Genomic DNA, 26,828 nt, shown 5'->3' on the forward strand with positions numbered 1-26,828 from the left:
TCAACAGATATTCATCCTCATTTCAACTGCGGGACAAATCTCCCGCCTAATGTTCCTCCAGTTGGTACGGTTTGTCGCGCATAAAGACCAAGTATGCATAGGCGCGACCCTTGCTCAGAGCGCAGCAACCACGGTTGCCGCGCTTTTTTGTAAGGAGAGGAACCGGACCCGTGAAAGTTTTCCGGAGGAAATTTTGAACGCAAACAAATGGCCGCTCCTGCTGGCCGCGGCTCTCGTGTCAGCGCCTGCAATGGCTCAGCAGGATGCCGGCTCCACGCCTGCATCCACTCCCCAGAACGCATCGCAGAGCACGTCCCAGAATGCTGACAACAACGCACAGGACCAGAAGCTCTCGACCTCTGAGACCGTCACCGTGACCGCGCCGGGCGAGACCCGCGACGTGCAATCCGTGGACAGAACCGCCCTGCTGCAGGTGGCTCCCGGAACCAGCTCCATTGCCGTATTGGGCAAGCTGCCCAGCGTGGAGGTCACGACGGCGGACCCTTATGGCGCTTATGAATGGGCTCTGCGTATCTCGGTGCGCGGCTTCAACCAGAACCAGCTGGGCTTCACGCTCGACGACGTGCCGCTCGGCGACATGTCCTATGGCAACCTGAACGGCCTCCACATCAGCCGCGCGATCATCGACGAAGACATGGGCCACGTCACACTGTCACAGGGCACCGGCGCGCTCGAAGTGGCTTCGACCAGCAACCTTGGTGGCGCTGTGCAGTTCTTCTCTTCCGATCCGCTCGATAAATTCCATTTCGATGCACGGCAGTCTTTCGGCAGCTTCGACGGCATCCGCAGCTTCGGCCGGCTGGACAGCGGCGTGCTTCCCGGCGGCGGCAAGCTCTACCTTGCAGGTGTGTGGCAGCGCGCAGATAAGTGGAAGAGCGCGGGCCAGCGCAACCAGCGCTACGAGCAGTTCAACTTCAAATATGTACAGCCGGTCGGCGGCAGCGGCACCTTCACTGCTTATGCCGATATTTCGAATCGTCAGGAAGTCGACTACCAGGATCTCGACAAGATCTGGGTCAAGACACTCGGCTACAACTGGGATAACTTCGGCAACTGGGGCCAGGCGCTGCAAGCGGCCGAGGCTTATCAGTCTGGCGGCACAGTCCCCTATCCCAACCCGGTGAGCAAGCTGACCTCGGCCCAGGACCCGGAAGATGCAGCCTACTTCGGAGCCTCCGGACTACGCCGGGACCGGCTGGCCTACGTGAGCTACAAGACCACTCTCGGCAGCCACCTTTTCTGGAAGACCACGGCCTACGGCCACGGCAATGACGGCGACGGTCTCTGGTTCACGCCCTACCTGCCGACCTACAACTCCAACTATGAAGCGGTCTCGCCGATTTCACTGCGCACCTCCGAGTACGGCATCGAACGCGGCGGGTTCCTCACCTCGGTCAGCCTGGAAACAGGCAAGAACACGCTCGAAGGCGGCGCGTGGTTCGAGAAGGAAGATTTCACACTCGCACGGCGCTTTTACAACACGTCGCTGGCAAGCCCCATTCACTCGCTCTACGACTTCCCCACCAACCCGTTCTACACGCAGTGGGCCTACGACTTTCCCAGCACGCTCTACATGCTGCACCTGCAGGACAAGTACAAAGTCACCTCGAACGTAACGATTGAAGCGGGCTTCAAGGCCGAGGAAACAAACCAGACCGGCAACCTGAAGGCCTTCAACACCGGTCTCGACCTGGCTCCGACAACAGTCGCCAGCTCTTATGCCCAGGGCAGCCTCGAATCCGGCAATCCGTTCCTGCCGCAGATCGGTGTGGATTGGAAGCTGAACCAGAAGAGCGAAGTTTTTGCCGATGTGGCGAAGAACACACGCGCCTTCCAGACCGGCGGACCGGGCTTCGGCACCTCACCGTGGGGCACCTCGCAGGCAGGCTTCAACGCGCTGACCGACAACCTCAAGCCGGAGAGCTCGTGGAGCGAGGAAGTGGGTTATCGCTACACGGACAACCGCGCATCGATCCAGGCGAACTACTTCCACGTCAACTTCAGCAACCGCCTGCTGGCCATTCAGCAAGGTGCAGCGATCGCCGGCGATGCCTCCCTGCTTTCGAATGTGGGCGGTGTGACGACCAACGGACTCGATGGCGCGGCCTCGGTGCAGTTCGGCAACGGCTGGGTGCTCTACAACGGCCTGACATTCAGCCGCTCCACCTACAACGACAACTACACCTCGGACGGCACGGAGATCGCGACCGGTGGCAAGATTGTGGTCGACGCGCCGGAGTTCATGTGGAAGAACTCGCTGAGCTACGGTCACAAGGGCTTCGACGCGCACATCGGTTCGGACTACATGTCCAAGCGCTATTACACCTACACCGATGACAGCAGCGTGGATGGACGCTTCCTGGCCGAGTTCGGCACCTCGTATCACAAGGACGAGGTCGGCATCTTCGATCAGCTCAAGCTGCAGTTCAACATCTACAACCTGGCTAACGCGAAGTATTACTCGACCATCGGCACCAATGGTTTTATCGCTTCCGATCCGACCGGGGTCGGCAACAACACGCTGCAGGTGGGCGCACCGCGCGCGTACACCGGCACTTTCAGCATGCGTTTCTAAAACGAATTCATGAAGAAGTACGGCGTCGCCTTCGGGCGGCGCCTTTCTTTTTGCCGCTACTCAACATGCAAGATCTTCAACAGCGCCATCGATCCATTACGTCGTAACTTCGCCACAGCTTCGATGAATAAGCATTTGCCATTCTGTTACCACAGAGTGATATCACTGGAGGGTCTTTTGTGCTGAAATACGCACATGTTTGCCTCTGCCGCCGTGAACGATGATCCGCTTCCGAGTCCTCCTCGGCCCACCTGTCCACACTGCCGCCGGCGCGCCACGCATCGCACGCACAGAACGCTGTTCGAACGCCTGCTCTTCTGGCTACGGGCCTTTCGCTGCGACGAATGCAAGAGGCGCTTTCTGGTATCCACCCATGAGGCCGAGCAACGCTGACTGTGGCGATCCGATTATGGGATTGACCGCCTCCAGATCCCCCTGGAGCCATGGTCTTAGTCCGCACAGGCAGATTCCAGCGATTCGTTCAATCCTTCGTGCTCCACCTCAAAAGTAAGCTGGCCTGCGCCGGAGCCCCCGGCAGCAGGAGGCTCGATGTGAAACACATAGATCATGTCGAAATCACTTTCAGCCCAGGTGGGAACGACAGAGGGGTCCACCCCGTATGCGGTCAGAAGATTCTTTGCGAATCTATGCGCATAACCATGCTCCCAGGCGATAAAGACCGTCGACTTCGCGTAAGCAGAACTGGTCACCGCAGTCTGTAGCGCCGCCACGTCGGAATATCCGTATTGCGTATTGACTGGCAGGCCCAGTCGAATCGCTGTCGGCTCGATTGTTGCAAGCGGGCGCACATAAGAATAGCCGGCCTTCGCCGGCCCTTCATGCACCTGAACCGATGGATTCGGAGCGAAGATCGCATCGGGCGTTCCAAACTTGCGCGCAAAGACCTGAGGCAGAAGCAGAGACCGGTCGAAGCCTTTGCAACTCAATTGCCCAAGCCCTCCGGTCGCAATCTCACCGTGACGTATCAGGACAATCGTCTCCTCATTGCCGCTTGCATGAACGACGGGAAGCGAACTCGACGATCCGGAACTGGTGCCACATGCGCTCAACAACTGGAGCAGCCCCACTGCGATTGAAGTCACCAGGACTCTACGGACTCCCTGCATTTTTCCTGTGCCCATCTATATCCTCCGTGTCGAATTACGAATGAGATGAGTGAATGATTGGCATGGCTGGCCTGGGCCTGCTCTTTGCTTCTCCAGAAGATATCTAGCGCGAAAAGTGCGCCTCAGCCCGGGCGCGTGCGCGCTCGAGCGCATGGTTTAACTCCTGTCGCTTCGCTTCGAGCATCTCCGGCGAATCGCCTGCTCCGGGAGCCGGAACCGCACGGGCCCAGCTGACGGCAACGCGGGAGAAAGGCTTCGGGATAAGGAACTCGTCCCAGGAGCGCATGATCCAGGCGCGCTGCGGTAGCAGGTAGAAGCAGCCCATCTCTTCTCCGGTCATCTGCGCGAGCTTCACCGGGCCGATCTTGGTCTGGTAGATGGGGCCACGAGGGCCGTCCGCCGTGAAGACAACCGGATCGCCCTTGACGAGAACAGCGCGCAACGCAAGCAGCCCCGAAGCGCCGCCGCGTGAACTGGACCCGCGCACTGCGTTATAGCCGAGCAGGCCAAGCGTGCGAGTAATGAGCTCACCATCGAAACTCTGGCTGATCAGGATGGAACAGCGGAACTTGCGGAAGTACCATCCGCAGGGCAGCGTGCAGCGATGCCAGAAGCAGAAAATGCCTTTCGCCGGAGGGGTCGCAGGCACAGCGCCCTCCTCGGCGATCACCTCGAAGCGCAGGGTGAGGCCGATGAGAGTAAGAATCAGGGCGGTCAGGCGCGGCACCATGGCCACGGCCACGCGCTGACCGAAGGAAAAGCGGCGTTCCGAACTCACGAGTTCATTCTAGCTATAGCGCAGCCAGCGGAGGATCTCCGGCAGTGTGGCGCGCTTGCCGTACATGAGGATGCCGACGCGGTAGATCCGCGAAGTGAACCACATCACGACCGCAACAGAGAGCACCATGAGTCCGACCGATACGGCGATCTGCCATGCCGGCGGGAACTGGGACGCCAGCCGGAGAAACATGGTGATGGGCGCGCAAAGTGGAAAGAACGAGATGAGAACCGACCAGATGGAGTTAGGATTCGACAGGATCAGACTGATCATGCCGAAGCTCAGCCATACCGGCACAGCGGCAAGCGGCGCGAATTGCTGGAAGTCCTGCTCCGTGTCACAGGTAGCGGCAATGCCGGCGAACAGGGTGCTGTAAAGAGCGTAACCGAGCACGAAGTAGACCCCGAAGAGCGCGATCTCGACCGGAGACACACTGAGGGACACGCCATTGCTGGACAGCAGGCTCTGGGCCATGGCCGTACCAGCGAAAAGCGCTCCAGCCGCGCCCCATATGGCAAGTTGCGTAAATCCGACAGCACCGATGCCGACGAGCTTGCCCACCAGGAGATCCATCGGGTTCACGGTCGAGAGCATGACCTCGAAGATGCGGGAGGTTTTCTCCTGGATGATGGAGCGCCCGACGTTCATCCCGTACATCATGACGCTGAGGGTGAGCAGTAGAGACATGGCATAGGCCACCCAGAAGCTGCCCACAGCGCTGCTCTCCACCTCCTGGCCGTTCTTCACCTGCATGGTGCCGATATCGACGGACTTCGTGAGCGAATCCACATCCTTCTCGGCGATACCACGAGCGATGAGACGGTCGGCGACGAGCGCGTGGTTCAGGGCGCTCTGCAAACGGCTCTCGGTGATGAAATCCCCCGAGGAGCGCGACTCATACTTCGCCGTCACATGATTCGGCGAAGAACGATCGATCCACAGGAAGCCATCGATCTGCTTCTGGTCCACCATATGCACCAGTTCGGCGTGATGCGCGGGTGTAATTGGAGACACCACCTCTACGGTGGCCTGCGCATCGCGGTCATTGGCGATCTGCCCGGCGACCCGGCTGGCGAAGTTGAAATCCGCATCCGCAATCGCCAGGCGCTTACCGGTACCGGAGTTCCTCGTGGAAAAGGCCGCCACGCCGATGAGCGCGGCAAAGATCACAGGGATGAGAATGGTGGAGAGTTTGAAGGCTTTGCCCCGGACCTGCTCGAGGTATTCACGTTTTGCGATCAGCAGAGTGTCACGCACGAACCTTCTCCCCCACGGTGCGAATGAAGATCTCCTCGAGCGAAGGCTCCATCAGCTCGAAACGATAGATGGTCGCCCGCTCCACAGCGGCGCGCAGCAACTGCTGTGCATCGGCATGCGGAGCAAGAGCGATCTCGGCCTGCCCGCCGTAGTCCTTATAAGACGCGACCGCCGGATGCTGCAGGAAGTTGTTGTCCCCCGAGTAGGCAATTTCAACCCGGTCGCGCTCATAGCGGGACTTGACCTCGCGCATCGAGCCTGACAGCACCGCTTCGCCGCCGTTCACAAGGCAGATGGCATCGCACATCTTCTCGACCTGGTCCATGCGATGGGTTGAGAAGAGAATGGCCTTGCCCGACTTCTTAAGCTCGATGAGGGTGTCCTGCAGCAGCGTGGCGTTCACCGGATCGAGGCCGGAAAATGGCTCGTCCATGATGATGAGCTCGGGATCGTGCAGCAGCGTCGAGATGAACTGGATCTTCTGCTGCATACCTTTTGACAGCTCTTCGGTCTTCTTCTGCGCGGCATCGAGAATCTGCAGGCGTTCGCACCACTCGTGGGCGCGGCGGCCCGCCACCTCTGGATCGAGGCCACGAAGCTGGCCCATGAAGACCAACTGGTCCATCACCTTCATTTTTTTATAGAGGCCGCGTTCCTCGGGCAGGTAGCCGACCCGGCGCAGGCTTTCACGGGTGAATGGCTTGCCGAAGAGGTTCACCGTGCCTGTGTCCGGCATGGTGATGCCGATCATCATGCGAATGCTGGAGGTCTTTCCGGCCCCATTCGGCCCGAGCAGGCCGAACATCGTGCCTGCATCGATGCGCAGGCTCAAATCTTTGACCGCAACCTTGCTCTCATAGGACTTCGAGATGCGGTCCAGGTGCACCACATTGGACATTCTGTAGCTTCTCCTCGAGTGTGAAACGAGTCTACCGTACTGCTTCGCGCAGGGCGATTCGCCCCACGCGCAGTGGCTGGTAGGATCGGGAGGTGGTGCAGCTCGATACTCCAATTCAGTTTGTCCGGGGCATCGGCCCGCAGATCGCCGCTACGCTTGCCGAAAAAGGCATCGTCACTGTCGAGGATCTGCTCTTCCATCTTCCCTTCCGCTACGAGGACCGGGCACATCCCCGAGCCTTCTCCGATCTGAAGGCTGGCGAGATGGCCGCTGTCATCGCCGAGGTGCGCGGCACCGCCACGCTCAAGACCCGCAACATGCCCATCTTCGAGATGACCGTGGGCCAGAATCTCGAGACGCTGAAGTGCATGTGGTTCCGGGGCACCTATCTCGAAGGGCGGTTCAAGCCTGGGCAAATGCTGGCGCTCTACGGCAAGGTCGAGGGATCGCGCTCGACCAAGGGCTTCAAGATGATCCAGCCGCAGATCGAGGTGCTGCCCGACAATCCCGAAGACGGGGCCCATATGCTCGAAGTGGGCCGCATCGTGCCGGTCTACGAGTCGCTCGGTGGCTCGCGCTTCAGCTCGCGGTGGATCCGGCGAGTGCAGCACAACCTACTTGAGGAGCTGCGCGGACGCATCCCCGAAACTTTGCCGCCTGCCATGGTCGAGCGGCTGGGGCTGCCGAGCCGCGAAGAATCGCTGCGGCTGGCGCACTTCCCCCCTGTCGGCACGCCGATGACCGCCCTGCAGGCCTTCGCTACACCCGCCTTTCGGCGGCTGATCTTTGAAGAGCTCTTCTATCTCGAATTTGGCCTGGAGCTGAAGCGGCGAAAGCTGAAAGAGCGGGCGGGAGTCACCTTCGAAACCGGCGAGAACGTGCGCGAGGCGCTGCGGCAGGTGCTTCCCTTCCACCCCACCGGCGCGCAGAAGCGAGCGCTGGGCGAAATCGTCGGCGACATGCGCCAGAGCTCGCCGATGCGGCGCCTGCTGCAGGGCGACGTGGGCGCGGGCAAGACGATCGTGGCGCTGCAGGCCATGCTGGTGGCCATCGAGAATGGTTACCAAGCCGCGCTGATGGCGCCGACCGAAATCCTGGCGACGCAGCATTCGCTCGGCATCCGCAAGCTGCTCGAAAAGAGCGGCCGCAAATACAAGGTGACGCTGCTGACCGGATCGCTCGACGAAGATCGAAAGAAACTGGCCCGGAGGCAGATCTATAACGGCACGGCCCAGCTGGTCATCGGCACGCACGCGCTGATCGAAGAGAAGGTGGAGTTTGCAAAGCTAGGGCTGGTCGTCGTCGATGAGCAGCACCGCTTTGGCGTGCTGCAGCGCTTCCGCATGATGAAAAAGCCGGGCGACGCCGATCCGGATGTGCTGGTAATGACGGCGACGCCGATCCCGCGCACGCTGGCGCTGTCTCTTTATGGCGACCTCGACGTAAGCGTGCTGGACGAGCTGCCCCCGGGGCGCACGCCGATCGTGACCAAGCATGTACAGGACGAGCGCGAGGACGAGGTTTGGAAGCTGCTGCGGCAACAGATCGAGCGCGGCCACCAGGCCTATATCGTTTACCCGGTGATCGAGGGTTCCAAAGACGACCAGCCGGAGCTGGATTTCGCGCCTCCGGAGCCCGAAGAGCCGGCCAAGCCCGAAAAGGGCAAAGCAGCCAAAGGCAAGAAAAAGGCAAAGGGCAAGGCGGCCGACAAGGACAAAGAGCTCTTCGAGAAGCCGACGCTCAAATCGGCAACCGAAATGTACGAGCGCCTGCGGACGACGCACCTCTCCGGGCTAAAGCTGGGGCTGCTGCACGGCCGTCTGGATGCGGACGAGAAGGATGTCATCATGCGGCGCTTTCAGCGTGGTGACATTGATGTGCTCGTCTCGACCACGGTCATCGAAGTCGGGGTGGATGTGCCGAACGCAAGCGTGATGGTCATCGAGCACGCCGAGCGTTTCGGGCTCGCACAGCTGCACCAGTTACGCGGCCGCGTGGGACGCGGCGCGGCAAAGTCGTACTGCATCCTGATGACCAGCGGCCGTGTGTCACCGGGCGGCGAAGAGCGCATCGCGGCCATGGTGCGCACGCAGAACGGCTTCGAACTGGCGGAGATCGATCTCGAGCAGCGCGGACCGGGCGAAGTCTTCGGTACCAAGCAGGCCGGGCTGCCGGATTTCCGCGTGGCGAATATCGTCCGCGATCGCGGGTTGCTGGAGCTGGCCAAGGGCGAGGCAGCGGGATTCGTCGAAAACAAGCACGGCGAAACGAGCGACGAGGCCAAGCGGATGGTCTGGACACAGCTGCGTGGCCCCTGGCAACGGCGTTACGGGCTGGTCGAGGTGGGATAAGGCTACATATTTCGCAGCGAAAGCTCGGAGAGGGCCGAACCGATTGCCGCGTCCCCATAAATCACCAGGTCAATGCGGGCGATCTCCCAGGCCTTGTCGTCCATGAGGCGCTGCGTGCAGGCGCAAAGCTCGGCCAGCTGATAGTGCGAATCGCTGCTGAGCTCCAGGCCGGTGGCGACGAGGGCGGCGTAGATCTCGACGCAGGTAGAGCGGACGAATTCGAAGTCGATCTCGGCCATGTCTTTGCCCTGAAGGGCGCGGGAGAGCACCCAGCCTCCGCAGGCCAGCAGAACACCGCTCAGAAAGCGGATCAGCCGCTCGGGATCTTCTCCGCTGGCGGCGGTGAGCTTGAGCATGGGTATCGATTCGTAACCTTCACGCATGCTTTTCTGATCGGAACGGAACCGCCATCGCTTAACGCGGAGGCATGGTACTTTCGTGTGCTAAAGAATCCACCGTGTATCCCCTCGCGGACGAAACCAATGGCTGGCAAGCGCCACCGGTTTGCGGTAGCTTCGAGCTATGCTGCTCGGCACAGGAATCGACATCATCGAAATCGACCGCATCACCCAGTCCGTGGAGCGCTATGGTGAGCGCTTTCTGGAGCGGGTTTTCACGCCTGGCGAGATCGCTTACTGCTCCCGCAAGAAAAATGCCGCCGAAAGCTATGCGGCACGCTTTGCCGCGAAGGAAGCCGGGGCAAAGGCCCTGGGCACGGGCATCCAGCACGGCGTGAGCTGGAAGGAAATCGAGGTACGCCGCCTGCCCGGACAGCGGCCCACATTGCACTTCAGCGGCCGCGCCGCAGAATTCGCCGAACGGCTCGGAGTGCGGCATATCGCCCTGTCCCTCACCCATAGCCGGACGGTTTCCATCGCCACGGTGCATCTCGAAGACTAGTTGTAGAGTCTCAAGTCGTTCAGAACGCAGGAGAATGCAGATTCCTGCAACAGCTTTTTCCCGGCCTGCATCCAACAGGCGGGTATAGGGAACATACACCTGTGTTTGCTATGCTCTGACCATAGCGCGATTGCAGTCTTAAGCCTTATTCCCCAAGGGGGCCTGTGCCGAACCAGCAGCAAGTTCAGTGGTCACAATTGAAGGTCGGCGTGCTGGTGATCGTTGCACTCTCCGTTCTCGCCGCACTTATCTTTCTTATGTCGGGCAGCACCGGCGGCTTCTGGAACGGGAAGCTGACCATCCGTTCTTATTTCGAGAACTCGGCGGGCCTCAAGGTGGGCGCACCGGTAAACCTCGAAGGCGTCACCATCGGCAACGTGAAGAGCATCCGCATCGTGCCGGAGCGCAAGCTCACGCCGGTGGAAGTGACGATGAGGATCAGCAAGCAGTACCTGGACGCGGTCCACTCCGACTCCAAGACCAGCCTGGAGACGGTCGGCGTGCTCGGCGACACCGTCGTCGACATCGCCAGCAAGACGGCTGTGGGTCCGCAGGTGCAGAACAACGCCGAGCTGCAGACCACCGAGACACCGAGCCTGAACGACGTCATCAAGTCGAGCCAGGGCACGATCGAACAGCTGAATACGATCCTCGCCAAGGTCGATAATCTCGTCGACTCGCTCAACAGCGGCAAAGGCTCCATCGGCCAGCTGATCAATGACCCGACGCTCTACAACAAGGCGGTCCTGACGGTGAACCAGCTGCAGGCGCTGGTGGACGGCATCTCGAACGGCAAGGGCTCCATCGGCAAGCTCGTGGCCGACGACACCCTCTATAACCACGCCAACGAGATGGTGAGCCGGATGCAGCACATCGCCGATGAGCTCGACGAAGGCAAGGGCTCGGCCGGCAAGCTGCTGAAGGATGACGCACTCTATAACAATCTGAAGCAGTCGACCGATCACCTGAACCAGCTTCTGGCGGGTATCAACAACGGCCAGGGCGCCATCGGCATGATGGCGAAGGATCCGAAGTTCGCCGCGCAGCTGAACGACACGGTCGCCAAGCTGAATTCGCTGCTGACCAGCGTGGATAACGGCGAAGGCACACTGGGCCAGCTGGTGAAGAACCCGTCGCTCTACAACCACAGCGACGAGATGATCCAGAACACCAGCAACCTGGTAACGGCAATCCGCCAGAACCCGAAGAAGTATCTGACTATCCACTTCAAGGTCTTCTAGGACTGCCTCCAGGGCTTTCCGCAGCACTCATAGACGCCGGGCGACATCGCCCGGCGTCCTTCTTTGCGGCATGCGTGTTAATTTTTCCAACAGGGCACAGAAGCCCTGTAACAAGCCAGCTTCCACCCACGGGAAGCGGAGTTTTCTTTCTGGAGATCCAATGCAGCCGTTTCGCATGGCCAGTGTCCTCTTGTTTTCGAGCAGCCTCGCGCTGGCGCAAGCCAGCCTGGCGCCCGCCGATTCCGCCGCGAGCGGACCCACCACGGTGCCCAAGACGCCGGTCAGCTTCGATCTGAGCGCCATCGATAAGACCGCCGATCCCTGTACTGACTTCTATGCCTATGCCTGCGGCAACTGGCGGAAGAACAACCCCATCCCGAGTGACCAGTCCCGGTGGGGCCGCTTCAACGAGCTGGCTGAGCACAACCGCTACCTGCTCTACCTCGACCTGAAGAAGGCCGCCGACGATCCGAAAACTCCCCTCCAGAAGCAGTACGGTGATTTCTACGCGGCCTGCATGAACTCCGATCTCACCGACCAGCTGGGCGCAAAGCCGATCCAGCCCGCGCTCGACAAGATCGACGCACTCTCCTCGAAGAGCGGCCTGGCTGCCCTCGTGGCGCAGCTGCAGGACACCTACGCCACCGGCGTCTTCTTCGGTTTCGGCAGTGAGCAGGATGAGAAGGACGCCACCAAGCAGATTGCCGGGGTTTCACAGGCCGGGCTGAGCCTGCCGGACCGCGATTATTATCTCGCCGACAATCCGCGCATGGCAAAGATTCGCGAGCAGTACAAGGCCTATGCCGTGGCGCTCTTCAAGCTGGCAGGCGACAACGACGACAAGGCCGCTTCCGAAGCGGATGCCGTCCTCACGATCGAAACCGCACTGGCCAAGGGCTCGATGCCGCGCGTCGAGATGCGCGATCCGGACAATGTCTACCATCCGCAGCCCCTTTCCGGTCTCAAGCTCCTGGCGCCGGACTTCGAATGGGATTCCTTCTTCAGTGGCACGCCCGCGCCGGCCATCTCCAGCCTGAACGTGGCCACGCCCGACTACTTCAAGGCGTTCAACCAGGTCATCGACCAGCAGAGCCTGGACGCGATCAAGAGCTACCTGCGCTTCCATACCATCAACGATGCGGCGTCCTGGCTTTCCACCTCCTTCGACGATCTGCACTTCGGCTTCTTCAGCAAGACGCTGCAGGGGCAGGATCAGCAGTCGGCCCGCTGGAAGCGGTGCACGCAGCTGACCGATCGCTCCCTGGGCGAAGCCGTGGGACAGGACTGGGTGAAGGAGAACTTTCCCCCGGCCGCCAAGGAAAACATGGACAAGCTGGTGGATGCGCTCGACGCCTCGCTCAACAAGGACATCCAGAACCTTCCCTGGATGAGCCCGGAGACCAAGAAGCAGGCCGAGGCCAAGCTGGCCGCCTTCCGCCGCAAGATCGGCTATCCGGAGACCTGGCGCGACTACTCGAAGCTCACCGTCAAGCGTGACGATCTGCTCGGCAACATCCAGCGCTCGGACACCTTCGAGACCGCCCGCGACCTCCAGAAGATCGGCAAGCCGGTGGATGAGAAGGAATGGGGCATGACGCCCCCGACCGTGAATGCCTACTACGATCCGAGCAACAACGACATCAACTTCCCTGCCGGCATCCTGCAGCCGCCGTTCTATGACGTAACCAAGGATCCAGCGGTCAACTTTGGCGCCATCGGCGTGGTGATCGGTCACGAGATGACCCACGGCTTCGACGACCAGGGCAGCCAGTACGACGCCAAGGGCAACGTGGTGAACTGGTGGACGCCCGAAGACAAGAAGGAATTCGACCAGCGCACGGGCTGCGAAGTGAATGAATACGGCAATTTCGAGCCGGTTCCGGGCACCAAGCTGAACGGCAAGCTGACGCTCGGCGAAAACACCGCCGACAACGGCGGCATCCGTATTGCCTACCAGGCTCTGATGTCCGTGCTGGCCGAACAGGGCAAGAACCCCACCGCCGATAAGCAGGACGGCTACACCGCGCAGCAGCGATTCTTCATCGCCTTTGCCCAGGTGTGGTGCGAAAACCGCACTGACCAGGTCTCACGGGTGATGGCCCTTACCGATCCGCACTCGCCAGGCCGCTTCCGCACCAATGGAACGGTGCAGAACTTCGACGAGTTCGGCAAGGCCTTCGGATGCAAGAAGGGCCAGCCGATGATGCCCAACGACCCGTGCGTGGTCTGGTAGCCCAGATCAGCAAATCTAGATCAGCGAATCCAGACCAGCGCAGGACCGGCGGCCGGAGGCAAAACCCTCCGGCCGCTTCTTTTTGGGAAGTAAAGCGGCGATTCCAGGGCGTAGAGCCTCGATCCGAGCGGAGTTTCAGGAGAAACCGGCGGCTGGAGGGGTCCTCCAGCACCATTTCCGCAACAAATCTTTCCAGAAGCTCCTAACCATCCACAGCGTGCGGCAGTCCAATGAACGCAGAAGAGGCAAGGAGCCGCAGGCCCCCCGCAGCCGTCTCCTTCCTGTTGCAAAGTAAACGACTTGCTCGTGCCTACGTACGGGCCTGTGTACGGGACGTCCGCTTCCTCCGCTATAGCCGAAAGCGCGTCCAGCTTTTACAATGCAGACGGGAGTAATCCCTGATCCAGTTGCCTGGCGAACTGACACCCAGGATGAAGGAAGCGCATGAAGTTTAAGAAATATGGCCAGTCGGTCCTGGCCCTGGTTGTATCCCTAGGTCTTTGCCTGAGTCTTACATCCTGCACCGTCGACTACACCATCGCCTACCTGTTCGTCACCGGGTCGGAGTACAACCAGATCGGCGCTTTCAAGATTGCCAATAACAAGGGAACTCTCACCGCAATCCAGGGCTCCCCGTTCGGTTCCGGTGGAACGAATCCCATACGCGACCTGATCTCAACGACGGGCCGCTTCCTCTATGTGCTCAACGCGGGCACCGAGGACACCTCCGACTACACCTACAGCAGCAGCAATATCGCTGTCTTTTCGGTCGGCGGCGACGGCACCATTGCTACCCAGCAGACGTACACGAGCCAGGGCAACGGCCCGATCCGCTTCTCGCTGAGCTCGAGCGGCGCCTTCATGTACGTGCTGGATCAGTACGCTCCGATCACCGACAGCGCAGGCACGACTCTGCCCTCATACAGCACGACGTATGATGCGACCAATTATCCGTGCCCTGACCCGACGACCGCCGGCATTTATCACCCGGTTGGCGACATCACCGCCTTCAGCGTGAATGCCAACACCGGCCGCCTGTCCCTGATCACGAACTCGCAGGCGACCAATGCTGACGGCACGCAGCTCTCCTACTTCCCCGTAGGCTGCAACCCGGTCGATTTCAAGGTTGGCGCTTCGTACATCTACACCGTGAACGAAAACGCGGTTACCGGTTCGAACGTGTACACCACGTACATTTACGCGGTGAACTCGAGCAGCGGTCAGCTGACGGTGAGCTCTTCGAGCCCCCAGACGATCAGCACTAACACCTCCAGCAACCTGACCTCGATCAACTCCGACGCGGCCTCCAAGTACATCTACATCCTGGATGCGGGTCTGGATCAGATCGACACCTATACGGTGGGCACCAACGGCGTGCTGCAGGCGGTTTCGAACAGCCCGTTCTCAAACAGCCAGTCGGCAGCCGGCGATCCCGTCCAGCTGACCTCGGACAGCAAGAGCAAGTTCCTCTACGTTGCCAACGACGGCCCCTCCTCGACCCTGGGTAACGCCAGCAGCGACATCAGCGCCTACACGATCGCCACGAACGGCGTTCTGGCCAGTGTCAGCGGTGCGCCCTTCGGTACCGGGTCGAGCCCGCGCTGCATCATCGAGGATCCTTCGGACCAGTACATCTACACCGCCGACTACACCAGCAGCACGGTGACCGGCCATGTACTCGATCCGAACTCCGGCGTCCTGACCGACCTGGTGTCCAAGACGAGCTATGCGACGGTGGGTAACCCCACCTGGTGCGTGGCTGACAGCCACACCGACTAAGGTCGGCGCAGTATATGGGCGGTGCGGCCGGCTCGCTGAGCCTATCGCACCGCCCAAACTATATAAGCCCCGGCAAGAGAAGCTCCCAGAGCTCACCAAAACCGGGATTTACAATGCAAGCGGGAGCATTCCCGACATCGACCACCTGGGCCGCCAGGACGAAGGAAACACATGAAGTTGAGCAAACTGAGCAAGGGGTTGCTGGCCGCCACCGTCTCGCTGGGAGTCGGACTGGGCATCACCTCCTGCGGCGAAAGCAACACCATTGACTATCTTTACGTGACGGCCAACAAGGAAGACCCCGGCCAGATCAGCGTGTACCGCGTCGATCTCGAATCCGGCGCCCTGACCCAGATTCAGGACTCGCCCTACACCACGACCGACCGCGACCCGGTGGGCCTGGTGACTTCGCCGAACGGCTCCTACCTCTACACGATCGATCAGATCAGCAACACGATCGTGAAGTTCGATATCGGCACGGACGCGAAGCTCTATCCGCGCAACACGTATAACCTGGTGGGCAGCACCCCGACGTCGATCGCGGTCAACGCTGCGGGCACCTATCTCTACGTGGTGAACACCTACGCGCCTGGTTACTCGAGCTCGAATACCGGTCCCGGCGACCTGGAAGTTTATCCGATCAACAGCGACGGCAGCCTCGGTTCGGCCATCACGAACGGCAACGTGAGCTATTTCACGGTGCAGGAGAACCCGGAGAGCGTAAACGTCACCGAGAACAACGACTTCGTCTACGTCGTGAACCAGAACACGTCGGCGGGTGCAGGTACGATCTCGGCCTTCTCGGTAAATACCAGCACCGGTGCTCTGACCACGGTCTCCGGCAGCCCGTTCGCTGCCGGCGTCACGCCGAACTCCAGCGTCAGCGATCCGACCAGCCGTTTCTACTACGTCACGGACAGCTCGACGAACCAGCTGATTGCTTACACGATCGGTTCGACCGGCGCGCTGACCCCGCTTGAGAACGGCCCGTTCTCGACCGGCACCTATCCGGACGCGGTCACGATCGATCCGAGCGGCACCTACATCTACGTTGCCAACTACAACTCGAACAGCGTGAGCGCCTACCAGATCACGCAGTCGACGGGCGCGCCCTCGGGCCTCTCCGGTTCGGCAACCTACTCGACCGATACCGGCCCGACCTGTGTTCTGGTTGAGCCTGCCTTCGGCAAGTTCCTCTACACGACGAACTTCCTGGGCAACACGATCTCGGGCTTCGAGCTGAACACCAACTCCGGCGTACTGACGGGCACCGAGAACTCGCCCTATCCGAGCGCCGGCCAGCCGACCTGCGTCGCCGCCGTCACCCACGGCAACCACGCTGGCGAGCACGTCCAGTCGACCTCCGGAAACGGCGCATAGCCAATCCTGAAACCAGCAACAAACGGCCTGCCGGATATCCGGCAGGCCGTTTTATTTATCTCTAACTTTGAAAAGCCTACGCCGCTCCCAGATTCGCTGACTTCGGACTTGCCGAAGTCAGCGAAGAAGCCTGAAGTTCGCTTACCAGTGAGGCGAGAATGCGCGCCGTGCGCGGGCTGACCGACAGAAAGCCAATATCGACGCCCTCATGTGGATGGAGCCCGGAGACACTACCCGCCACGCGGACGTTCAGCTGATGGGTTTCGAGCAGCACCTCGACGTGGGTGCCACGCTCCAGATTGAATGCAGGAGCCTTCACAAAGCAGCCAGACTCGCCCAAATCAACGATGTCGCCTCGAACGCAAAGCCCCGCATGCGGGATTTCGATCTTGGCAATGCCGTCACAGGCGAAGTAGGAGTTCTGGGGTTGAATAGGAAATGCAATCGGCAGGCTACCAGCGACTTCGGCGGCTGCCTGCTTTGTAACTACGGGTGAGTGATTTTCTGCTGACATCTTCCCTCCACAAAAGGGGTATATCGGCAGAAATAAGAAGACCTTAAGGATTATTCCGAAACGGAATTATGCCCGCGCCGCACCCCAGCTCCGTATCCACTTCTGGCAGGGGCGCTCGACCGTGATCATGACGATCATCGCGCCGACCACGAGCAGGAAATAGCTCAGCCAGGGATCGAAGCGGATCAGGTGGAGCTTGTCGAGAATATGGGAGTCGTGAATCAGGTTCCACAGATTGAAGTGGATGATGTACAGGCAGTAGCTGGCCTTGCCAATGGTGCGAAAAGGCAGCCATCCGAAGAAGCGCGCAATGAGATTGCGTCCCGCCATGCCCAGGATCGCCAGCGCGAAGAGCGGCATCAGCAGCCCGTCGTGCATCAGCGGATAGGGCATGCGATCGCCAAAATAGAGGACGCCGTAGAGTCCAGCCATGCCCAGAACGCCCAAAAGCAAACGGCGGCGGCTGGCGCGCGGAATCATGGCATCGAGATCGGCCAGCGCGATGCCGAAAAGGAATGAAGGCACGTGCGGGGGTGGCGTGAACTTGAGGGCACGGATCCAGAAGCCGTCCGTGTAGCGGCCCGGATGGAGATCGCCATCGGGATGCAGCCACATGTAGAGGCTGGGAAGGACCATGCCCAGCACCCAGAGGCCCGCCATGAGAGCCAGCAGAGGTCCAAGACGCTTCGGACGCTTCCAGAGGATAACCACCGGGAAGATCAGGTAGAAGAAGGCCTCGGTGCACATCGTCCAGGCCGGGGTATTCCAGAAGGTGGCCAGCAGCGGATGCCAGGCCTGCAGGAGCAGCGGGGTCAGGACTATGCCGAGATAGAACTGGGCATGGCTGCGCGCGTGCCACTCGGCCACCAACATGCCAAGCGAGAGGATGAGCGCGAAGACGTAAACCGGATAGAGACGCGAGAAACGGGCCTGCCAGAAGCGCCCCGCACGAAGTTGTCCTGAAGCGGCACGGTCGGCGTAGTTATAGGCCAGGATGTAGCCGGACATCAGCAGAAAAAAGCTGACCGACGTATAGCCGTTATCGACGACGGGCGCGAGGGGTCCGAACCACTTCGGATTCGAAAAATGGAAGAAGACGATATTCAGCGCGGCAAAGCAGCGCAGGCCAGTGAGAGCCGGGAGCACTTCTTTCCGTGGGCGGCTGGTGGTACCGGCAGGGAAAGACGATCCTGCGCCGGCCTGAGCCGGAAGATCGAGCACGGCGGACCCAGCAGTGTTCTGGGTCGCCACGGGGGAGGTGGGCGCGAATTGGTTCGTAATACTCAAAACCACTCCCCCGTTAGACGGGTTTCTGGCTGAATTCGTTCAGGGCCGGGTGAAGTTCAGGCGGTGACCAGCGAACCGACTTTTTCGCCCGCGATGACGCGGCGAATATTCCCGGGTTGATTCATGTTGAAGATGATCATCGGCAGATTATTGTCCTTGCAGAGGCTCACCGCGGTAGTATCCATGACCTTCAGGCCAAGGCGCAGAATCTCCATGTAGGTAATCTGTTCGAATTTGACGGCATCCTTGGTGACGACCGGATCCGCGTTGTAAATGCCCTCGACCTTGGTCGCCTTAAGCAATACATCGGCCTTGATTTCCATGGCGCGAAGCGAGGCGGCGGTATCGGTAGAGAAATATGGGTTGCCGGTGCCGGCGGCGAAGATCACAATCCGGCCCTTTTCGAGATGCCGGATGGCACGACGCCGGATATAGGGCTCAGCGACCTGGTTCATTTCGATCGCAGTCATGACACGACAATGCAGCCCCTGCTTCTCAATCGCGTCCTGAACGGCGAGCGCGTTGATGACGGTAGCCAGCATGCCCATGTTGTCTGCGGAAACGCGATCCATGGCCTTGGCCTGTTCTGCGACACCGCGGAAGAAGTTTCCGCCTCCGACGACAATTGCGATTTCCACGCCCTGGGCGTGAACCTCAGCGATTTCGGCTGCAATCTCGTGAACACGGACCGCATCCACGCCAAAGCCCTTGCCAGCGGCCAGAGCTTCCCCTGAGAGTTTGAGGACGACCCGTTTATACATGCTCTTTGCAGTATCGCATGTTGTTGGATTCAACGGCCAACCCTGCATGCGCCCATGACATCGCGCGGACCTGTGATGGGCATCACTGCAGCAAAAGAGCGAAGGCATGGATAGTAAGGCAGCCAGGAGGATGCCCATGTCCACCTTTTCCCCCAGCGGGGCCACCCATTACCTGCTCTCCGTACCGGACAGGATTGTCGTCGCGACGGACCTGACCGACACCGAGAGCCTTTTGCCGCATATTGTCGAGCAGGCTGCGGCTTACGAGGCCCACGTCACTCTGGTGCATGCGATCCTCCCCGCCAACCTGCTGGCCATGGAGGAGCAGCAGCTTCCCTCGCAGGAGCAGGAGCGGCTCGACCGCCGCATTACAGGCATGGTCATCGAATTCGGCGCGCAGCTCCGGGCCATGGGCGTGAGCTGCGATGTCGTTGCCGAACACGGTTTCGCCTCTGATGTAATCCGGCGGCAGATCTCCTCGAAGGCCGCGGGCCGCCTGATGATGGGCACACACGGCCGGGGCAAGTTCGGCCGACTGGTGCTGGGCTCGGTCGCCAGCGAGCTGCTGCGGAGCATCGAGATTCCGATCTTCGCGGTAGGCCCGAATGCTCTTGCCTTCTCCAGCCAGCATGCCCGGCCGAAGCGCATCCTGCATCCTGTCTCGCTCGCCGGCAATTACCGGGCGAACGCAGCCTTTGCGATCGAGGTCGCATCGCAGGCGCGGGCCGAACTCACTCTGCTGCATGTTCTCGATCAGCCTCTTCCCGATTCCGACGGGATTGAGCAAGCCCTGGCACAGGGCAATGCCCTGCTCAAAGCCCTGGTCCCTGCGAATCCGGCGGTTCCCGTTTTCACTGCAGTGAGCTGCGGAGAGCGCGAGGAGAGAATTCTGGAACACGCCGAGCGCATCTCCGCGGACTGGATTCTCGTCGGCGTCCCCCCGGCGCTTCCCTTTTTGCCCTTCCGGGAGAGCACAGCCTACAAGGTGATGGCGAAGTCGCCCTGCCCGGTGCTCACCTGCGGACAGGTTTTTGGCAGCACCAGGCTGGAACCGTTCCTCGCCGCCGAAGAACGCGGCGCAACCGCGCCTGCTCGGAACTTCTCCTCCTGAGCAGGCCGGCCTTTTTTGTGCCGGAAAGACGCGGCGGAGAGAATTGCAACCAGTTTCCCGTTATGGGAAGAAAGACGTGACTATGCATTGTGCCAACCCTTCCTGCGGCACAGAGGCGAAATACTTCCGCAGCGGCAGCCTGCACAGCATCGATGATCAGGAGCTGAGCTCGAAAGAGCGGAGACAGCGACTGGTATGGCTTTGCGCGGATTGCACCTCGGAATGGACCGTGGACAGATGGCGTCCGGCCGGCGAACAACTTCGCCGTTCGCGCCCGGTGAATCTCACCCAGACACAACCTTACGCGGCCGAACAGCCGCTTTCCGCATGATCGCCGCACCCGTTCGTGAGGCTGCCGCGCGCTTGCGGGAAGCCCCAAAGGAGAGCACCATGGAATTGCAGACTTCTTCCATCTTGGTGCCTATGCGAAACTCCGGACGCACTGGTGCAGAGAACTGCGCGAACTGCACGCAGCGCTCCCTGCGCCTCTTTTGCAACCTCGACGACGAAGCGCTCACCCGCCTCGACGGGATGGGTGTATTCGTCTCCCTGCCGGGACGCGCCGTGCTCTTCGAAGAGGGCGAAGCGCTGCGTGATATTTTCATTGTCTGCGACGGCCAGCTGAAGCTTTCCTCCACCTCGAGGGAAGGCCGCACGATGATCCTGCGGCTTGCTGCGGCAGGCGATGTGCTCGGCCTGAGCGCCGCGCTGAACAATCTTCCACATGAGGTTACGGCAGAGACGCTCGAACCCACGCGTCTCAAGGCCATCCGGCGGCACGAGTTCCTGTCCTTCCTTGAGAACTACCGCGAGGTAGGCAGCAATACTGCCCGCGTGATGGCTCGGGAATACCAGGAAGTCTTTCTCGATGCGCGCCGCCTGGCGCTATCCGGCTCAGCAGCGAGCCGCCTGGGCACACTGCTGCTCGAGTGGGGACGCGCCGCGGCCTGCGGCAAGCCGGAGTTGCGCTTTACGATGGCCCTCACCCACGAAGAGCTGGCCAATATGGCCGGGACATCCCGCGAGACCGTAACGCGGCTGCTGAACCGCTTCGAGCGCAGTCAGCTGATCACGCGCAAGGGCGCAACCATGACCATTCTGAACCCCGACGCGCTGGTCAACTGCGCGGACTGACACACGAATCAGCCAGTGACCGGCATCACAAGCGGAGGTGATGCCGGTCACGGCACCACCCCGCATCTTGGCGCGATAGTAGTCCTGAAAAAGGGGACGCGCCATGAACAACACCCTCCTGAAGTTCTCTACAGTCGTCGTCGCCACGGATCTCAGCCACCAGGCATCCTCCGCGCTGCGCTATGCGCAGGAGCTTGCCCATCATCACAACGCAACGCTGGTGGTCGTGCATGTCATCGACCCGGTGGGCTATGCCTTTCCCGAAGGCGCTCCGCAGAGCATCGCCGCCGATGAGCAGGCCCGCCGCGAATTTCAACGCATCGAAGCCGAGCTGCGCGAGCAGAACATCCCCGTGCGCTCGGTGCTCGAGCGCGGCACGGTGTGCGAACGCATTCTCCAGGCCGTGGCAGATCACCATGCCGATCTGCTGGTGCTGGGAACGCGCGCGCGCACCGGCGCCGGACGCGCCGCGCTCGGCACAATCGCCCGCCAGCTGCTCGCCAAAGCACCGTGTCCCATTCTCACCGTTGCTCCGGACGCGGAGCCGCTCATTCCCTGGGCCGGACGCTGGCGCCGCATCCTCGCAGCAACGGACTTCTCAGCCGCCTCGCTTACGGCTCTGGTGACGGCACATCGCATCGCGGGCTCTCAGCTGCTGGCCCTGCATGTTTCTCACAGCGTGGGCGAGGAGTTGTCGCAGAAGCTGGAGCAGTTACGCTTCCTTGCGCCCTTCAACGAATCGCACACTGTGCCGGTGGAGCACGTGGTCACACCGGGTGACCCCGCATGCATGATTGCCAGCTTCGCGCGGCGCACCCACGCCGACCTGGTTGTCCTGGGAGCGCCGGAGAACGAGCTGACCGAGGAAGATTTCCCTGCGAGCACGGTGATGAATGTGATCGCGCAGGTCAACTGCCCGGTGCTCTGCGTCCGCGCAGGAGCCAGCGTGCGCGCGGAAGAACTGGCTGCGGAGGTGGCCATCCCATGCTGAAGAGCATGCGGACACGCGCGGATGTACTCACGGTGCATGGGGTATTGTCTCTGCTGCTGGGCGCTGCGTTTCTCTACGTTGGCGCCACCATCACCAACCTCTTCTTCGAGGCGCTCGCCGTGATCGTCGTGCTGGTTCTCTCAGCGGCGGCGCTGCTTCTGGCCGCCATCACGGACTGGCTTGCGGCAATCGGGGAAGGACCTCTCCGGCGTCACAGCTTCGTGCTCTATACCGGCTCCGGCGCAGTGATGGCAGTGACAGCCGTTGTGCTCGGCTATGCACCGCAGGCAACAACGGAATGGCTGATGGGCCTGGGCTCCGCCCATGCACTACTCTTCGGAAGCATTTCCCTGCTCCTCGGAACGAGAGTCCGGCGGCATCATGCAGAACAGAGAATGCTGGTCGCGGCAGGCGGGCTTTCGATCCTCTTGTCCGGCGCAATTGCAGGACTGGCTGTATCCGGGGCCAGCGTAGCCGCGCAGATCGCCCTGCTTGGAGCCTACTTGTTATTTGCCGGCGGCAAGATGCTCTTCCTTGCCTATGAACTGCAGCGCACGCTGGTCTTCGCTGCGGCGCAGGCTGCACGCATTCTGCCGATGCCCTCTGCGCGCCGGTATGGGCCCCGGATCGAGACAAGAATCGAGACAGGAATTGAAACAAGGATCGGGCCGAGCATCGCACGCTGAGTGAAAGCCTTCGCGGCAATCCTGCTGGGGCGCACAGCAGGACTGCCGCGTAAGGATATTTCGCGGATTCCTGCCGCACGATCCACAGCGAAGCGCCGCGGCGAGTTGGCATAAAGCTCATCGAATGTTAATCTAAGAATCGAACCCACCCGGGCGCATAACTCAGCGGTAGAGTGCCACCTTCACACGGTGGAAGTCGTAGGTTCGAATCCTGCTGCGCCCACCAAAAATTTTCAATCACTTACAAGATAATCCCGGGAACAATTGCGATTTCCGTGGGAACACACATCCCTTACTGCGCCACGACCGGTTGCGGCGAACGGCTGCAGAGCACATCGACCGCCTTGCTCTGCACTCGCCGCTTGGTCGACGTCAGTGCGTGCGTGTAGATGTTCATGGTCGTCGTGATGTTGGTGTGCCGCATCAGCTCCTGTACTACCTTCACGTCCTCTCCGTTGTCCTTCAGCAACGTCGAGTAGGTATGACGGAAAGTATGCCAGCCGATCTGCTTCGCGATGGCCGCCTTCTTCGCCGCTGGCTTGAGGAACTTGGTACGCAGGTTGTCCGGCCACATGGGATGCTCGCCAAAAAGGATCTCACTGGCGAAAGTCCAATCCTTGTCCCCGCCATAGGCGCAAAGAGCGCGCCATTCCAGCACCCCTTCGACTGCGATTTCGTCCAGTGGGACCGGCTGCTGCAAGGTCTCACTCTTGCACGGCCCGATAGCTCCGTCGACGTACGACCTCAGCACCTTCATCGACTTGTCCTCGAAGTCGATGTCCTCCCACTTCAACCCCAGCACTTCGCTGATGCGAAGCACTGTGGTTGCGCAGAGGATACCAAGCGCCCGCTCCCTTGCAGGCAAGCAAAGAAAAAGCGCCTGAAATTCTTCCGCGGTGAGCGTGTCCGGTGTGCGCCTCCTCCGAGAACTGCACCGAACTAGCGTAATGGGGTTCTCGTTCTGCCACAGCCATTCCCAGCGGATCGCGTGCCGGAAGATGGTGCTCATCACATTGCGAACCTTGGCCTTCGTTCCCGGAGCAAGATGCTTCAGGGTCTTCAGCCAGTCCTCCACCTCCACACTCGTTACACGACGCAGCGGATAGTCGCCCCAGCGCGGAAGGATGTAGAGTTTGAGGTTGCTCTGGTATCCGAGTTTCGTTCCTCTAGTTTTGCCCTCGTGTGTGTCCATGGGCATTTCCTTCAGTTTTGTAATGCTCGACAAGTCGGGCCACGGTAGGAGGAGGACCGCCCTGTTCAATCGCGTGCCGGTTGATGCTTAGGCGAGGCGCTTCGGCTCCCCTTTGCGCCTCGGCCTGAGTGCGAAGCTCACGAACCGTGCCCACGATTTGCTTGCGCAGTGTGAGTTTGTCCGTTCGACTCGCGCCAGCGGTAGACCCAAACTGTGGCGCCGTTCTTGCGAGGTTCCAAAGGAACCTTTGCGGCTTGCCAGAGTCATTCGCCCGGGTGCTCCCTAGGGGCACCCGGGCCATCGCCGTACCCTTGACTGTTACGGATCGCGCCATGTTGTAACCGCAAGGGTAAGCATCGGAAGGGAATGGTCTTCATGTCGAATGCGCTTCAGATTAGCGGACGGGCACCGATCCTGACTAAGGTTTGCGCAACATTCTCAGCATGGAAGTTTAGAAAAGTTTCGCGCACCACTAGCGACTAGGCTCGATTGCGTGTGTTCAAAGTCCGGGCAGCTTGGTCCGAAATTAGCCACGCCTCAGCGGTCTCGAGCTAGGGGATCAGACAACGCTGTTGTATGTCTTCAACTGAGAAATCGAATGTCCGAAGTCTAGCAATAATCTATGTAGAGGGCCTAACTCGTCGGCCCCGATAGTCTTGTCTCTGGCGACATCCGTCGTCATCCGAGCCGTGGCAGCCAACGCTCAGAGATGATGATGTTCCATTATAGAGATTGAAGTGAAGTGCAGGCACGGCCTTAGCCCCCAAGACCGTACTTTGCATGGGAGGGACTCAATGAATCGACTTAATCTATCCCGACGTTCGCTGTTAAAGCAAAGTGCACTCGCCGCGGCGTCTATTCCGTTCCTCAGACACCTTCGAGCCCAGACCTTTGGCTCAAGTGCCAACGAGATCATGAAGGGAAAATATGTACCCACCTGGGATTCGTTGAAACAGTGGCGTATGCCGGAATGGTTTCGCGATGCAAAGTTCGGAATCTGGGCGCACTGGACGGCGCAGTGCGTACCCGAACAAGGCGACTGGTACGCCCGCAACATGTATATTCAGGGCAATCCCCAATACGAGTTCCATTGCAAGACTTATGGGCATCCTTCCAGAGTCGGGTTCAAAGAGATTGATCATCTGTGGAAGGCGGAGCGCTGGCAGCCGGAGCAACTGATGGACTTGTATGTTGCCGCCGGTGCGAAATACTTCTATGCGTTGGGTTGTCATCACGACAACCTGGATTGCTTTGATTCTTCCCATAACCACTGGAACACAACCAGGGTTGGCCCGATGAAAGACATCGTTGGTACCTGGGAAAAGATAGTGCGTCAGCGCGGTCTCCGGTTCGGCATCTCAAACCATTCTTCGCACGCTTGGCACTGGCTACAGCCCGCATACGGCTACGATCCAGAGGGTCCAATGGCAGGTCTGCGTTACGACGCGTATACCTTAGCGAAAGCAGATGGCAAAGGCCAGTGGTGGGATGGGCTCGATCCGCAAGAGCTCTACACAGGCCGTAACATCGTCATGCCGGATGGTCTCAAAACCATCGCTGAAGCCAATGCCTGGCATGAAGGCGGAGATGGAAAGTGGCACGAGGAGGCTCCCCCGGTCAATCCTGAATTTACGCGCAAATGGTTTTTACGTTGCAAGGAGATGGTCGACAAGTACAAACCGGACATGCTGTATTTCGACGATACGGAACTGCCACTTGGCCAGGCTGGGCTCGACGTCGTCGCCCACTACTATAACGCGAACCTTCATTGGCGCAATGAGGAGGCGATTGTCGCAGCCAAAGAGTACACTCCCGAACACCTCGGTGCGTCCATGCTGGACATCGAACGCGGCCGCGCGCAAGGCATCCTTGAGGCTCCCTGGCAAACCGATACATGCATCGGAGATTGGCACTACCGCCGATCGCTCTTCGAAGAGCATACCTACAAGCGCCCCAGCACGGTGGCACAGATGCTCATCGATATTGTGAGCAAAAATGGAAATCTGATGCTCAACATACCGGTACGCGGCGACGGCTCCATTGATGAGGACGAGCATGAATTCCTGCGCGACCTCGGAGGGTGGATGTCTGTGAACGGAGAAGCCATCTATGGCACCAGGCCTTTCGCGGTGTTCGGTGAAGGGCCACCTGATGTCGTAGGGGCGCACAACTTCAACGAACAGCATGCGCGACCCTATACGGCAGAGGATATTCGCTTTACGCGTAAGGGCAACCAGATCTATGCGTTTGCACTCGGTTGGCCACGCGACGGCATCCTACGGGTGAAGACGCTCGCGAAGGGCAGCAGCGTATACCCGCAGCCCATCCATGGCGTTGAGATGCTTGGTCACGCAGGCCCCTTGGTATTTGAGCAGACCGCAGATGCATTAGAGGTCAGACTCCCCGCTCGAGACCCCGAGAGTCTTGACGCTTACTCTTTCCGCATCCTGACCTGAGATGAGCCTGGAACAGTCCATGGCTCGTCAAGAGAGCAATTGCGAAGCCAAGAGCTCACGACTTGTACTTTGAGACACATTGATTCTTCTTCGGCTAAGGGTGAGCCAGCTACAAGACTTCGCCTGGTAAGCGTAGGTTATTGCACAAGTTTTTCT

21 protein-coding genes and 1 tRNA gene are annotated in these 26,828 nt (G+C 60.2%); 13 read left to right on the forward strand and 9 right to left on the reverse strand.

Annotated features, from left to right (window positions below):
• The first annotated feature begins 193 nt into the window (after positions 1-193).
• A complete protein-coding gene (locus tag QM649_RS03730; protein WP_415197667.1) occupies positions 194-2,596 on the forward strand; it encodes a TonB-dependent receptor in 2,403 nt (800 codons plus the stop codon).
• A 449-nt stretch (positions 2,597-3,045) separates the two neighbouring features.
• On the opposite strand, the gene QM649_RS03735 is transcribed toward QM649_RS03730, so the two are convergent.
• The 4 genes from QM649_RS03735 to QM649_RS03750 form a co-directional block, all read right to left on the reverse strand.
• A complete protein-coding gene (locus tag QM649_RS03735) occupies positions 3,046-3,699 on the reverse strand; it encodes a hypothetical protein (protein ID WP_415197668.1) in 654 nt (217 codons plus the stop codon).
• A gap of 127 nt (positions 3,700-3,826) precedes the next feature.
• Complete coding sequence (locus QM649_RS03740; RefSeq protein WP_415197669.1) at positions 3,827-4,501, reverse strand: lysophospholipid acyltransferase family protein; 675 nt, start codon at positions 4,499-4,501, stop codon at positions 3,827-3,829.
• 9 nt (positions 4,502-4,510) lie between these two features.
• Positions 4,511-5,758, reverse strand: a complete 1,248-nt coding sequence (locus QM649_RS03745) for an ABC transporter permease (RefSeq protein WP_415197670.1) — start codon at positions 5,756-5,758, stop codon at positions 4,511-4,513.
• Complete coding sequence (locus tag QM649_RS03750) at positions 5,751-6,656, reverse strand: ABC transporter ATP-binding protein (RefSeq protein ID WP_415197671.1); 906 nt, start codon at positions 6,654-6,656, stop codon at positions 5,751-5,753. The genes QM649_RS03745 and QM649_RS03750 overlap by 8 nt, the downstream gene beginning before the upstream one ends.
• A gap of 92 nt (positions 6,657-6,748) precedes the next feature.
• Between QM649_RS03750 and recG the strand changes: the two genes are divergently transcribed.
• Positions 6,749-9,007 carry an ATP-dependent DNA helicase RecG gene (gene recG, locus QM649_RS03755; RefSeq protein WP_415197672.1) on the forward strand — a complete coding sequence of 753 codons (2,259 nt, stop codon included), beginning with the start codon at positions 6,749-6,751 and terminating at the stop codon, positions 9,005-9,007.
• A 2-nt stretch (positions 9,008-9,009) separates the two neighbouring features.
• Here the strand turns inward: recG and QM649_RS03760 are convergent, their stop codons facing one another.
• Positions 9,010-9,390 (reverse strand): hypothetical protein, encoded by a 381-nt coding sequence (locus QM649_RS03760; RefSeq protein ID WP_415197673.1) that lies wholly within the window; start codon positions 9,388-9,390, stop codon positions 9,010-9,012.
• A 139-nt stretch (positions 9,391-9,529) separates the two neighbouring features.
• Here QM649_RS03760 and acpS point away from each other — a divergent pair, with 139 nt between their 5' ends.
• The 5 genes from acpS (at position 9,530) to QM649_RS03785 (ending at position 16,540) form a co-directional block, all read left to right on the forward strand.
• The gene (gene acpS / locus QM649_RS03765; RefSeq protein WP_415197674.1) at positions 9,530-9,907 is read left to right on the forward strand and encodes a holo-ACP synthase; all 378 of its coding nucleotides are present in this window, start codon (positions 9,530-9,532) and stop codon (positions 9,905-9,907) included.
• Positions 9,908-10,071: 164 nt separating this feature from the next.
• Positions 10,072-11,148 carry an MlaD family protein gene (locus QM649_RS03770; RefSeq protein ID WP_415197675.1) on the forward strand — a complete coding sequence of 359 codons (1,077 nt, stop codon included), beginning with the start codon at positions 10,072-10,074 and terminating at the stop codon, positions 11,146-11,148.
• Positions 11,149-11,323: 175 nt separating this feature from the next.
• The gene (locus QM649_RS03775) at positions 11,324-13,381 is read left to right on the forward strand and encodes a M13 family metallopeptidase (protein ID WP_415197676.1); all 2,058 of its coding nucleotides are present in this window, start codon (positions 11,324-11,326) and stop codon (positions 13,379-13,381) included.
• 444 nt (positions 13,382-13,825) lie between these two features.
• On the forward strand, positions 13,826-15,160 hold the full coding sequence (locus QM649_RS03780) for a beta-propeller fold lactonase family protein (protein ID WP_415197677.1): 1,335 nt from the start codon (positions 13,826-13,828) through the stop codon (positions 15,158-15,160).
• Between the two features lie 171 nt (positions 15,161-15,331).
• Positions 15,332-16,540 (forward strand): lactonase family protein, encoded by a 1,209-nt coding sequence (locus tag QM649_RS03785; protein WP_415197678.1) that lies wholly within the window; start codon positions 15,332-15,334, stop codon positions 16,538-16,540.
• 76 nt (positions 16,541-16,616) lie between these two features.
• On the opposite strand, the gene QM649_RS03790 is transcribed toward QM649_RS03785, so the two are convergent.
• From QM649_RS03790 to pyrH, 3 genes are all read right to left on the reverse strand, one after another.
• The gene (locus QM649_RS03790; RefSeq protein WP_415197679.1) at positions 16,617-17,054 is read right to left on the reverse strand and encodes a PilZ domain-containing protein; all 438 of its coding nucleotides are present in this window, start codon (positions 17,052-17,054) and stop codon (positions 16,617-16,619) included.
• Positions 17,055-17,120: 66 nt separating this feature from the next.
• Positions 17,121-18,341: an acyltransferase family protein gene (locus QM649_RS03795; RefSeq protein ID WP_415197680.1), complete on the reverse strand. Its 1,221-nt coding sequence runs from the start codon at positions 18,339-18,341 to the stop codon at positions 17,121-17,123.
• 56 nt (positions 18,342-18,397) lie between these two features.
• Positions 18,398-19,102, reverse strand: a complete 705-nt coding sequence (pyrH, locus tag QM649_RS03800) for a UMP kinase (RefSeq protein ID WP_415197681.1) — start codon at positions 19,100-19,102, stop codon at positions 18,398-18,400.
• A gap of 136 nt (positions 19,103-19,238) precedes the next feature.
• On the opposite strand from pyrH, the gene QM649_RS03805 reads away from it, so the two are divergent.
• The 5 genes from QM649_RS03805 to QM649_RS03825 all read left to right on the forward strand — a co-directional run bounded on the left by QM649_RS03805 (position 19,239) and on the right by QM649_RS03825 (position 23,250).
• The gene (locus tag QM649_RS03805; protein ID WP_415197682.1) at positions 19,239-20,213 is read left to right on the forward strand and encodes a universal stress protein; all 975 of its coding nucleotides are present in this window, start codon (positions 19,239-19,241) and stop codon (positions 20,211-20,213) included.
• A 390-nt stretch (positions 20,214-20,603) separates the two neighbouring features.
• The gene (locus tag QM649_RS03810; RefSeq protein WP_415197683.1) at positions 20,604-21,347 is read left to right on the forward strand and encodes a Crp/Fnr family transcriptional regulator; all 744 of its coding nucleotides are present in this window, start codon (positions 20,604-20,606) and stop codon (positions 21,345-21,347) included.
• A 103-nt stretch (positions 21,348-21,450) separates the two neighbouring features.
• A complete protein-coding gene (locus tag QM649_RS03815) occupies positions 21,451-22,338 on the forward strand; it encodes a universal stress protein (RefSeq protein WP_415197684.1) in 888 nt (295 codons plus the stop codon).
• Positions 22,332-23,024 (forward strand): hypothetical protein, encoded by a 693-nt coding sequence (locus QM649_RS03820; protein ID WP_415197685.1) that lies wholly within the window; start codon positions 22,332-22,334, stop codon positions 23,022-23,024. Before QM649_RS03815 ends, QM649_RS03820 begins: the two co-directional genes overlap by 7 nt.
• Positions 23,025-23,175: 151 nt before the next feature.
• Positions 23,176-23,250: transfer RNA gene (locus tag QM649_RS03825), tRNA-Val, on the forward strand.
• A gap of 66 nt (positions 23,251-23,316) precedes the next feature.
• Here the strand turns inward: QM649_RS03825 and QM649_RS03830 are convergent.
• Positions 23,317-24,216: a tyrosine-type recombinase/integrase gene (locus QM649_RS03830; RefSeq protein WP_415197686.1), complete on the reverse strand. Its 900-nt coding sequence runs from the start codon at positions 24,214-24,216 to the stop codon at positions 23,317-23,319.
• A gap of 794 nt (positions 24,217-25,010) precedes the next feature.
• Between QM649_RS03830 and QM649_RS03835 the strand changes: the two genes are divergently transcribed.
• Positions 25,011-26,672 (forward strand): alpha-L-fucosidase, encoded by a 1,662-nt coding sequence (locus QM649_RS03835; RefSeq protein WP_415197687.1) that lies wholly within the window; start codon positions 25,011-25,013, stop codon positions 26,670-26,672.
• The last annotated feature ends 156 nt before the right edge of the window (positions 26,673-26,828 follow it).

The sequence above is a fragment of the Silvibacterium sp. genome (assembly GCF_047605705.1).
Taxonomy (GTDB): domain Bacteria; phylum Acidobacteriota; class Terriglobia; order Terriglobales; family Acidobacteriaceae; genus Silvibacterium.